Below are 2,360 nucleotides of genomic sequence, written 5' to 3'. Positions count from 1 at the left end.
CATTTGAAACAAGTGTTGATCGGTTATACCCAATCACAAATTCCACATCTTTAAACATGTTCTGAGCGATAGTCGTTTGGAATAATATTGCAATAATTATTAACAGTTTCTTCATGGGTTTCTCCTAAATAAAAAACCCGCAAGAATCCCACAGGTTTGATTATTTTTAAATATGTAAATGTATCTTCATGTCTTTAAATTGAGTAATATCCTTCGAAAACGAACATGAATCTACTAATTATTTGTAGATTGGAAAAAGATTATTTATATATGTTTACTTGTTATGCGCTCACAATCATCTGTGTAGTGCTCAATCTTATAGTTCATAATATCTCTATCAATTACGGGTTAGTGTGGGGGGATTTTTAAGTATTGCCAGTATATGTCTTGATTGGGATTTTCACTTAATCTGAGGGAGTACCCTTTGCTTTTAGCATTTTAATCTATGTTGCCATGTGTTTTCTACTTTGTGTTTTTTTAACTATAAATTCTATTTCATCGTTCTACATCCATTTAGCCTCACCTCTCATAGACTTACTGGTAAATTAATTGTCTCTTTACTTTTTGAATTATTTTAGCAATATTTTTCAAGTTTTAGAATTTGAGGTTTTTCTTTGAGGATTTATTTAAGGTGAGTCTCTCTAAGGTCCTATCTGAGGACTTCATTAGGGGTCCTAGGAATAGGGTAGACCAAGCTATTTCTACATGACCTTACAAAGCCCGTATCATGTTTTTTTAAGGTCCCTATCGGCTCTTATAAATTTCTGAATTATTTAAATTCTTTTTATAAATTCTCACTTATTCAGAAATAAATGAAGTGTGGACCAGCTCAGGCGTTTGTCATACAGCATCAGGAAGAAATACATGGATGGTAGCGGTGGTGTTGTATTAGAAATCCATATTTCTATATGTTTGAAACTTTGTTATAATGTTAAGAACCCAGTTAACCCTAATTCATTTCTGATATCTTTTCCAAAACGATGATAATACCATACCATTTTTACACTAGACTGATTTCGTGCTATTTCTTTTAGAAAATTCTCTAAATCTATCCAATTTTGCTCTGAGAATGCATTATTTGTATCTAAGGCTATTACTAATAGGATAATTTTATTGACTGTAGTCTCGGGATACGAGGATAATTGTTCAAGGGCAGTATTTATTGAATCTCTCATTTTTTGTTTCAAAGCAGCGTTAAGACATATAATAGTAGATTTTGCAGTTGCTTTATTTTTTGCTAATTCATTCCACATTCGTTTATCATCATCTGAATTATTTATTGATTTTACTTCTAGAATTGTATCATTTATCTCAGAAAATGTGGCTAGTAGATCGGGCATTTTATGTTCGTTGTTTGGTTCCAAATACTTTATATTTGTTGCACCACTTTCTTTCAAGTACTTAAATCCCTTTAATTCTTTGAATTTGTCTTTTATACTATCACCCACCCAAGTAAGTAAATCCTTCTTAAATATCTCATAGTTTGTAGGATCTAAGAGTGATAAATCATTCTCATATTCGTCGTACTCACGTGGAACTTGTGATAATTCGTAAGGAATTTGAGTAAAGAATTTTTCATCCTCGTCACCCTTGTACGAATAGTACAAATCCATTAATTTTGGATATTCTGTGTCCATATAGTATTTCATTTGCTTGTCATATTGGTTTTATACATCAATTGCTAACAGATTTAGTGTGTCAGCTTTGACTTGAGGGCCAGGAATATCAATCCACCAACAGTACTAACTATTAAATATTGTAATAAAAGTAAACTCACATTTACCGGCCAGATATAATTCCCAGTATATGATTCAAAAATTGGGGGTTTCATTATGAATGAATAGCCTTCATTAAGTACTATACCATCAGGAGTAAGTGACTGGAATGGCGGAAATATCAGCATCAACACCAATATCATTGCAACGATAACTAGTATTATTCTTTGATATATATTCATATTTCTCTCTTTTATTTGTTTAGTGAGGGTTCAATTTATAACTTCCCGTAAATGAACCTGAATTTAAAAATCTAAAAATGGGCATCAACTAAAGTAGCTCCTTCACATTCCATTTACTTTTTACAATTGGATTTAGTGTTTTTACTTTTTGAAATATTTTTTCTAAATTTTTTCCAAGTTTCTCTGCTTTGTTTTCTTTGGATAACTTGTGTGCTGAACCTTTTTCCTTCATTTTCATTTTGAACCTGACTATGGTGTGGTGATAACACTCAGATGGGGCGCACTCCTTTAGCGGTTTCCTATTTCGCTTTTTTGCCCTAAAACCATTTGTATCTGCCCATTGATCAACGTTTGGGTTCCCCGTCAATGAAACTATCCTTGGGTAACCATCCAACCACCTTTT

2 protein-coding genes are annotated in these 2,360 nt (G+C 32.3%); both read right to left on the bottom strand.

What is annotated here, in order from left to right:
- Positions 1–923 precede the first annotated feature (923 nt).
- Positions 924–1,637, bottom strand: coding sequence for a hypothetical protein (locus tag HOG71_02590; protein MBT5989717.1), 714 nt, complete (start codon positions 1,635–1,637; stop codon positions 924–926).
- Between the two features lie 408 nt (positions 1,638–2,045).
- The coding region (locus HOG71_02585; protein MBT5989716.1) for a hypothetical protein at positions 2,046–2,360 on the bottom strand (315 nt) is incomplete at its 5' end.

The sequence above is a fragment of the Bacteroidota bacterium genome, from assembly GCA_018698135.1.
GTDB lineage: Bacteria > Bacteroidota > Bacteroidia > CAILMK01 > JAAYUY01 > JABINZ01.
Note: the sequence above shows the minus strand (reverse complement) of the source record. Positions and strands in the feature narration are given on the sequence as shown.